The 1,795-nt window shown below is 30.9% G+C and carries 2 protein-coding genes; both read right to left on the bottom strand.

All coding sequences use genetic code 11. The features are described 5' to 3' along the window. Positions 1-82 precede the first annotated feature (82 nt). The gene (locus tag E6248_RS15810; protein ID WP_316341724.1) at positions 83-1,153 is read right to left on the bottom strand and encodes an N-acetylmuramoyl-L-alanine amidase; all 1,071 of its coding nucleotides are present in this window, start codon (positions 1,151-1,153) and stop codon (positions 83-85) included. Positions 1,154-1,201: 48 nt separating this feature from the next. Then, positions 1,202-1,795 (bottom strand): glutamate ligase domain-containing protein (locus E6248_RS15805; RefSeq protein WP_316341723.1); only part of this gene is annotated, 594 nt, incomplete at its 5' end.

The following is a 1,795-nucleotide window of genomic DNA, read 5'->3' as shown; positions in this document are numbered from 1 at the left end:
CCATCTATATTAATTATATACTTTTATATAAAAATTAAAAAGTGTAACTAGTAATATTATTTACTAATTACACTTAAAAATACTAATAAATTGGACTTGAAGTTATACTACTATCATTATCTCTTGGTGCATAAATATTTACTTTACCAAAACTTGTAGTATTAATAGTATAGACATCAGTTTGTGGATTACCTAATATTTCATAGGATAATCCTCCATATCTAGATGGGGCTAAAGAACCTACTTCATTTCCTATAACAGGCGCTTTAGATAATGGATAAACTCTCCAGCTAGGAATAACATTTTTTAAATTTAAATATTTTTTATTGCCACTATTTGATGATGAGCTTCCACCATATAAAGGACTCGCTGTTATGGTGCTATCATTATCTCTTGGTGCATAGATATTTACTGTCCCATAACTTTCAGTATATATTGTATATACATCAGTTTGAGGATTAGCACTTATCTTATAAGATAGTCCTCCAAAATTAGAAGTTAGGACAAATCCTACTTCATTACCTATTACCGGTGCCTTAGTTAACGGATATACTCTCCACCTACTTACATGACTTAATAAATTTAAATATTTGTTTGCATTGTTACCAGGGTTACTTGGAACTTGTGGAGTACCAGGATTTGTTACCACTGATCCTGTTAATCCCTTTACAATAGCTGTAGATATTTTATCTGGATTATAAATAGACATATCACTAGAGTCAATAAAACATGTTTCAATAAGCATTGATTTTGCTACTATACTTCCAACTAAAGCAAGAGCTGAACCATCCTTTACCCCTCTATTAACATATCCTATATTATTCATTTCTTTTAAAATTGATACTGCTTCACTTAATTGAGTTCCATTTTTAGTATATATTTCAGTTCCTCTACCTCCACCAGCATTTAGGTGGATAGATACTGAAATATTAGGATTTGCAGCATTAGCAGCACTTATTCTTCTACTTAAACTATTAGAAACACTAGTTGCATAATCTGGAGAAACTACAATAACAGTATGACCTAACTTTTCAAGTTTAGCCTTTACAGCTTTCCCTATTTCCCTAGTTAGGTTTTCCTCTCTATATCCATTCCCTGCTGCTCCTGTATCCGGACCTGACAGGCAATGTCCGTAATCTAGGGCTAATCTCATACTAATCACCTCTATACATAAAATGCAAGCTTCATAGTATTGCCATTATTAATTTTTCATAATGTTCCTAAGTGTACCTATCATATATAAAGAACCAGAGGCTAAAATTAAGTCATCTTCCTTAGCTTTAGATTTAGCATAATTAATTGCATCTGAATAATCATTGAAGGCAATACAATTATCATTGTACTTCTTAACTATGTTCTTCAATTCCTCTGCCCCCTCAGCTCTAACTGAATTTGCAGTTAATGTATATACTTCAGTTGCTAATGGGGCCAAAACCTTAACCATCTTTTCTACTTCTTTATCTGCTAGTACACCTAGAACCAAATAAAGCTTGCTATATATAAAGTATTCACTTAAATTACTTTTTAAAAATTCCACCCCAGAAGCATTATGTGCTCCATCTAAAACAATATAAGGATTCCTACTTAAAACTTCTAGTCTTCCATTCCATTTTACTTTTTCAACTGCAGATTTGACTTTATCTAAATCTAATTTAATATACTTAAGATTGTCTAACTCTTTTACACCTTCTATAGCTAAAGATAGATTTATAATTTGGTGCTTTCCTAATAATGATAAATTTAACTCTTCATCTTTACCTTTTAATTTAACTAAAACTCTTTGAGAATTTTTTTT

It is taken from the genome of Clostridium sp., assembly GCF_032552055.1.
Lineage (GTDB): Bacteria > Bacillota > Clostridia > Clostridiales > Clostridiaceae > Clostridium.
This window is presented reverse-complemented; position numbering and strand designations above follow the sequence as displayed.